At 57.6% G+C, this 6,672-nt stretch carries 6 protein-coding genes and 4 tRNA genes; 2 read left to right on the top strand and 8 right to left on the bottom strand.

Annotated elements, in window-relative coordinates; genetic code table 11:
• Nucleotides 1-114: 114 nt before the first annotated feature.
• The 7 genes from RI563_RS11880 to birA form a co-directional block, all read right to left on the bottom strand.
• A tRNA-Thr gene (locus tag RI563_RS11880) sits at nt 115-189 on the bottom strand.
• Nucleotides 190-313: 124 nt separating this feature from the next.
• Nucleotides 314-387 (bottom strand) — tRNA-Gly (locus tag RI563_RS11875).
• Between the two features lie 155 nt (nt 388-542).
• Nucleotides 543-627: transfer RNA gene (locus RI563_RS11870), tRNA-Tyr, on the bottom strand.
• A 148-nt stretch (nt 628-775) separates the two neighbouring features.
• Nucleotides 776-851: transfer RNA gene (locus RI563_RS11865), tRNA-Thr, on the bottom strand.
• A 116-nt stretch (nt 852-967) separates the two neighbouring features.
• Complete coding sequence (locus RI563_RS11860; protein ID WP_310694596.1) at nt 968-1,597, bottom strand: SPOR domain-containing protein; 630 nt, start codon at nt 1,595-1,597, stop codon at nt 968-970.
• Between the two features lie 26 nt (nt 1,598-1,623).
• Nucleotides 1,624-2,370: a type III pantothenate kinase gene (locus tag RI563_RS11855; protein WP_310694595.1), complete on the bottom strand. Its 747-nt coding sequence runs from the start codon at nt 2,368-2,370 to the stop codon at nt 1,624-1,626.
• Nucleotides 2,354-3,352 (bottom strand): bifunctional biotin--[acetyl-CoA-carboxylase] ligase/biotin operon repressor BirA, encoded by a 999-nt coding sequence (gene birA / locus RI563_RS11850; protein WP_310694594.1) that lies wholly within the window; start codon nt 3,350-3,352, stop codon nt 2,354-2,356. The genes RI563_RS11855 and birA overlap by 17 nt, the downstream gene beginning before the upstream one ends.
• Before the next feature lie 21 nt (nt 3,353-3,373).
• Here birA and RI563_RS11845 point away from each other — a divergent pair, with 21 nt between their 5' ends.
• Nucleotides 3,374-4,366, top strand: a complete 993-nt coding sequence (locus RI563_RS11845) for a DUF3445 domain-containing protein (RefSeq protein ID WP_310694593.1) — start codon at nt 3,374-3,376, stop codon at nt 4,364-4,366.
• On the opposite strand, the gene RI563_RS11840 is transcribed toward RI563_RS11845, so the two are convergent.
• Nucleotides 4,358-4,807 (bottom strand): universal stress protein, encoded by a 450-nt coding sequence (locus tag RI563_RS11840; RefSeq protein ID WP_310694592.1) that lies wholly within the window; start codon nt 4,805-4,807, stop codon nt 4,358-4,360. The genes RI563_RS11845 and RI563_RS11840 overlap by 9 nt on opposite strands.
• A gap of 157 nt (nt 4,808-4,964) precedes the next feature.
• Here RI563_RS11840 and RI563_RS11835 point away from each other — a divergent pair, with 157 nt between their 5' ends.
• Nucleotides 4,965-6,539, top strand: coding sequence for a cation:proton antiporter (locus tag RI563_RS11835; RefSeq protein WP_310694591.1), 1,575 nt, complete (start codon nt 4,965-4,967; stop codon nt 6,537-6,539).
• The last annotated feature ends 133 nt before the right edge of the window (nt 6,540-6,672 follow it).

Below are 6,672 nucleotides of genomic sequence, written 5' to 3'. Positions count from 1 at the left end.
CGTTCCCACGTTTACGTGCGGCTTCGTACGTTCAAATTTTGCCTTGGACACCGTCAGGCCTCCCCTGTTGCGAATTTAACCAAAAACCAATTACCACTATTTATATATACAACCTGGAGCCCATGGGCGGATTTGAACCGCCGGCCTCACCCTTACCAAGGGTGTGCTCTACCCCTGAGCTACATGGGCTAAAAAACAGTGACGAGTAACGAGGGCCGAGTGACGAGTAATGACTCTCTCGCTCGTATCAACCGCAACCTTAGCCCGGTTTTTCCTCGTCCCTCGTCCCTGGGACCTCCGTCCCTTTGTTAATTGGAGCGGGTGATGGGAATCGAACCCACATAGTCAGCTTGGAAGGCTGAAGTTCTACCATTGAACTACACCCGCTATATTCAGGGACGAGGTACGAGTAACGAGTTACGAGGGCCAGCCCTCAACATCTCATCACGTCCCGGGGTAGTAGCTGCACCAAGCCCGCTGCCGCCGCGTTACGATTCCGGTTTTCCTCGTCCCTCGTAACTCGGCCCTTGTAACTTTGTGTTTGGTGGAGGGGGGAGGATTCGAACCTCCGAAGGCTGAGCCGTCAGATTTACAGTCTGATCCCTTTGGCCACTCGGGAACCCCTCCGCGCGCACGAAGCTGCGTATTTTCGTCGAGCAATAGGGCAGTGTCAACCGGGAAGTGGGAAAATACCTTGCATTTCCGCCACCTGCGGCCGATTTTAATACCCTGCCGACAAAATGGCCCGGATTTTTGTCCGGGCCTTTGGAAAATCTGGAGCTGGCGAGAGGAGTCGAACCCCCGACCGGCTGATTACAAGTCAGCTGCTCTACCAACTGAGCTACGCCAGCATAATGACCGGACCGACAAGCGCCGACCCGAACCAGGCGCGCATTCTAAGAAATTGTCCGGGTAAAGGCAATTTCAGTTTCACTGAGGGGGTTAGGCAGGCCTGAAGGGGAGGTGCTTATTGCGGTGGCTGGCAGGCGCGCTCAACTTTTTTCAGATCCGGGTAATCCTGGCGCAATCGGGTCAGCTGTTCGGCGGAGATATCACCGCTGTCGCGCAGCCAGTCGAGCCAGTATTCATCGACGGGCAGTCTCACCTCTTCCCAGATCGCATCAAATCCCAGTTTGGCCAGTTGATTGATGCGCCGGTGCGCCGCCTCAAAACTGGAAAAAACCCCCAGCGACACGCCGTTGGCTTTGTCGCCGGTGGCGATCAGAAAATAATCCTCGATATTTTTGGCCTTGAGTCGTTCCACCGCGGCGCGGGCCTCGCCACGCGACGGCAACGGCGGCAGAATCACCCAGTAACCCTTGCGCCCGGCCTCCTGACTCTTGCGCTGCCAGGAGTGGATCTCCCATTGTTGCAGGCGCTGCGCCAACGCCTCGACCTGGCCCGTTTCTTTCAGCGGTCCCAGGCTATAACACCATTGCGACGCTTCACTCGATTCCCGTTGTTCACGCAGTAACACCAGGCGTTGTACATCCGCCGGTAATGCCTCGTGCGAGGGCGGTTCGCCGCTGTCGGCCCGGTAATGCCAGGCAAACAGGCTGAGATTGAGCAGCACCAACAAATAGATCAGCCATTTCATACAATTATCGTCCCTTTAATCGGCACTCATTCATTGCCCTGCGCCACGCAGGCCAGCCCCTGCAAAACCAGATCCGGCACCCGAGTACAGGCATGCTCCAGATAGGGCTGTATGTGATGGGCATCACCGCCGGTGATCACCCACTCGCATTGATTATCACCGACGGCGGACAGATCGCGCATGAGCCGATCCATCAACGCTGTCACACTACGCAGGGCGCCATGACTGATACAGCTGGCGCTGGAATCGCCCGGAGTCAGTTGTTCGGGCATAGCGGGAGGAACGGCAATCCGGCCGGTGCGCTCCTGCAGGCATTGCTGCATCATCCACAGTCCGGGCACGATATAGCCGCCTTGATGAACGCCGTCGGCATCCAGCAAATCGACGGTAATTGCGCTGCCGCAATCGATCACGGCAACATTGCCGGCGGCAAGACGGCGGGCGCCAATCAGTGCCGCCCAGCGGTCACTGCCCAGCGTCGCCGGTTCGGCATAGGCGTTGGTCACACCTTGCTGGCTGGCAACTGCTGTCAGAAACGTGACCGGCTGCTGCCAACGCGATTGACACCACTCCTCCAGCCGCTGCCGACAGGCCGGTGCCGCCACACTGGCGCACCAGATCGAATCGGGCGTGGACAGCTCCCCCCACCAGTGGACGAACAGGGCATTCAGGTCAGTTTCGCTGTAGACAGCCCCGGCACCGAACTGCAGTGCCCCGGCTTCGTAGGTCGCCCATTTGACCCGGGTATTGCCGAAATCAATCAGTAATTGCATGGTCCTGTTCCATTTCGGTACGCAGCGAGATCTCGCCGCTGCAATAGGTTTCCTGTCGGCCCGCGTGTTCGATCAGCAGATTCCCCTGCGCATCGATGCCGATGGCTCGACCATGGACCGTGCGCTGTGGCAAGAACAATTGTACCGACTTGCCGGCGACGGCATCCCAGCGTCGCCAGTCCGACAGAAAAGGCTGCAGGCCCTCCTGCTCATAGCGAGGCAGGGCGGGCATCAGTTCATCCAGCAGGGCAGTCAATAACTGGTGACGTGAAGGCGGCCGACCCATTATCCGCTGCAGATCCGTCCAGGGCTGTTCGATGTCCTGCGCGACGCCTTGCGGCATGCTGACATTCAGGCCGATGCCACAGACCAGCCGACAGGGACCACCCGCCTCGCCCTGCATCTCCAGCAGGATTCCGCAAAGCTTTTTGCCCTGCCACTGAATATCATTCGGCCACTTGAGTCCCAAACCTTCCACGCCCAGCGCGGACAGTGCACGTACCACACTCACTGCCACTGCCAGGCTCAGGCCCGCCAGGTTGGCCGGCGCCCCCTGAAAACACCCCAGCAGGGAAAAAGTGAGATTGGCCGCAAACGGCGAGACCCATTCCCGTCCCCGGCGCCCACGTCCCCGACTCTGGTGCTCGGCGACCACCACAGTGCCGCAGGGCACATCCGAGCTCTGCATCAGCCACTGGCTGGTCGACTCCAGCGACCATTCAATCTGTAACCGCCCCAGCGAAGCGCGCGCTGTTGGCGACAGTTCGGCGATGATGGTATCGGCGTCCAGTAATTCCAGCGGCGCGGGCAATCGATACCCCCGCCCCTGTACCGCCTGAACCGGAATATTGTATTGTTCTGACAAACGCTGGATTTGCTTCCAGACTGCCGTGCGACTGATTCCCAGCCGGGAGGCCAGCGCCGTTCCCGAATGAAAGCGGCCGTCAGCCAGCAGGGACAGGATATTACGCAAACTCTGCATCAATCGGATTCACACTGCTTCATGGCCACCCCAGACGAACCGGTCGCCCACTATTTTCCGCTGTCTTCGGGACAGTACGCGATCAAGCCCGGATTTTACAGGCTCGGGCACGACTTTGGTAATGGCGCGGCCGACCGGTGCCTGTTTCAGCTGGATCGACAGTTCGCCGGCTATCGCCCGGTCAAACAACAGGCCCGGCGCGAAGATCTGGACAAATACCGCTGTGTTACGGCCGAGGGCGCCGCGCTGGCTCCCGGGCTAAACCAGTTTCTGATCGATCGCCTGTGCAGCGAATATCCCGGACATTTTCATCTTTTTCGAACCCGGGAAGGACAACGGCTGGATTGCCGACTCACTGGCGAATCACTGCAATTTACTCATGACGGTCACTATCTCGATTGTTGCGCCGCGAACCCGGCCAACACCCCGCCCTATCGCGACGGACTTGACGCCCTGGCCATGCAGCTCCAGGAAGATCTGGCGCTGATCGATCTGCGTGGCGAGCAAGACAGGCTGTGTGCCATTCACCTGTGTCAGCCCAACCATTGGGATCCGCGCGAGAAGATCGGTGGGGATTTTTCCGGGATTCATCAACCGGTGCCGGATATGGAACGCATCAACGCCCGGGCAGCGCAATTATTACAGGCCTGTTTGCAACAGGGGCCTTTTGTCCGCTTTGCCTGGGGTATTGCCACTGACGAGCGACTCAATCACCATCCCGAGCCGCCGCCGGGAACCGATTGGCAACAGTGGCAGGGGCGGGCATTTGACCCGGCCCGGCCGGCAGCGTGGCTGCGGGTTGAACGACAGGTGTTGCACGGACTGCCACAGACCAATGCGGTCTTGTTTACTATTCGAACCTATCACACTCCGCTGCCCCGCTTATCGGTGACCGAGAAGCGGTTACTGCATCAGGCCATCGCGGGGATGGAACCACATCATCGCCGGTACAAAGGGCTGACCGATCCGGCACCGCTGCTCAACTGGCTCCAGTCATTATATACCTCAGCCTGATTCGTCAGGAGTGATCCTAACCGCCAGTACGTCGCAGGGCGTGCCGTGCAAAACGGCATTGGCGGTCGAGCCCAGTAACAGACCCACGCCGTGCCGCCCGTGCGTGCCGACCAGAATCAGATCGGCCTTCATCCCTTCAGCGACGCGCAATATTTCGGATTTCACCGAACCGGCCTCTACCCGAACGCTGGCGCTGTTCAGGTGAAAATCAGCGCGTTTACGCTGTAAAAACGTATCCGCCTGCTTATAAAGACTTTCTTCAAAATCAGCCGGCAGGGTCGTGATCAAATCGTAACTGTTTTCGGTCACGATTGGCTCCACCACATGCAACAGGGTCAGCCTGGCCGTCTCCTGACTGATTAGTTCACTGGCCCGCTCAAGTACCTGATCCGCTTCATCCGAAAGATCCAGGGCCAGCAAAATATTTTTATAAGAGTCCATCTGTCTATTTCCTGTTGTGCGGTGTGCCCAAGAGTATAGAAAAGCCGTTCGCGACTGCAAACCTGACTCTGGACTCCTTACCCCCCAGCGATTAATCTGGACCGAATACGAACAACACACCTGTATAAAAAATCGACAGCCTGAAAGGATACTGCCGATGCTGACTGCTACTATTTGGCTGAGCTTTGCCTTTGGTGCCGGCCTGTTAATGCGCCTGATTGGTCTCCCGCCACTGGTCGGTTATCTCGCAGCCGGCTTTTTGCTCAGTGCCAACGGTCATGAAACCAATGAGCTCATCGAGGCTGTTGCCCATGCCGGTGTGTTATTACTGCTGTTCAGTGTCGGTCTGAAATTACGCCTCAAAAGCCTGATCCGCAGTGAAGTTCTGGCCGGCTCCCTCTTGCACATGGGACTCACCGTTATCCTGCTCTGGGCCATCCTGAGCCAGTTCGGCAATCTTTCGTTTGAAGCGGCCGTGATGATCGCCATTGCCCTGTCGTTTTCCAGTACGGTAGTCGCCGCCAAGGTCCTGGAAAACAAGAAAGAATTACGTGCCTTCCATGGGCGGGTCGCGATCGGCATCCTGATCATGCAGGATCTTGTCGCCGTCGCCATACTCAGCCTGGCCGGTGGCGTTACCCCTTCTCCCTGGGCTTTTCTGTTGCTCGGTTTTTTCTTGCTCCGCCCGCTGCTGCACTGGTTGCTGGATATCTGTGGACACGGCGAACTGGTCATTTTGTATGGACTGTTGCTGGCACTGGTGGTCGGTGGCGGCAGTTTCGAGGAATTCGGGCTCAGCTCGGAACTGGGTGCCCTGTTACTGGGCATTATTCTTGCCGATCACAAGCGGGCAACCGAGCTTTCCAATGCCCTTTGGGGACTGAAAGAAATATTACTGGTGGGTTTCTTTTTACAAATCGGCCTGTCGGGCCACCCCACGCTACTCACTCTTGAGCATGCACTGTTGCTCAACCTGCTGTTGCCCCTCAAGGCGCTGCTGTTTTTCTTTATCCTGCTGATGTTCCGCCTGCGCTCGCGCAGTGCGTTTCTTACCGGCCTGAGTCTGGCCAGTTTCAGTGAGTTCGGCCTGATTGTCGCCAGCGTCGCCGAAGGTCAGGGCTGGATCAGTACCGACTGGCTGGTTCTACTGGCGCTGACCGTGGCCGTTTCCTTTGCCATCACCGCGCCATTAAATCGTTATTCTCACGAGCTGTATCAGCTGGTCGGCAAAGGTCTGAAACGATTCGAAAGTCGTCACCGACATCCGGATGACGAGCCCATTAATGTGGGTAGTGCCCATATACTGGTCGTCGGCATGGGGCGGGTCGGTACCGGTGTGTATGACACACTCAGTGCCAGCCATCTGCGGATTGTGGGACTCGACTCGGATCCGGCCAAGGTGGAAAATCACCGTCGTCTGGGGCGCAGGGTACTCTATGCTGATGCCGAGGACCCGGGCTTATGGGCGGGACTGTCGCTCAAGGGGGTGCGCATCATCATGCTCTGCATGCCAGAGCTTAGCGCCAAATTGATGGCCATCCAGCAATTGCGTGAACGCGGGTTCGATGGACAAATCAATGCCACAGCCCTGTTCAGCGAGGAAGTCGAGCAATTGAAAAACAAAGGGGCCGATCTAGTCTACAACTATTATGACGGTATCGGCAGCAGTTTTGCCGACAAGACCCTGCAAACCCTCCCCAAAGAACTCTCACCCGCGGTATTTCGCCGCTGATATAACCGATGCCGCGGTCGTTCCTGCCAGATTTTCACGAAAGACAATCATGCATAAAAAAAGCCCCGTACTCTTTCGAATACGGGGCTTTGGTATTGACGTCCAGGAAGGACTAATGCCGCGGAGGCCATGG

This window comes from Thiohalophilus sp., from assembly GCF_031581315.1.
GTDB lineage: Bacteria > Pseudomonadota > Gammaproteobacteria > UBA6429 > Thiohalophilaceae > Thiohalophilus.
Note: the sequence above shows the minus strand (reverse complement) of the source record. Positions and strands in the feature narration are given on the sequence as shown.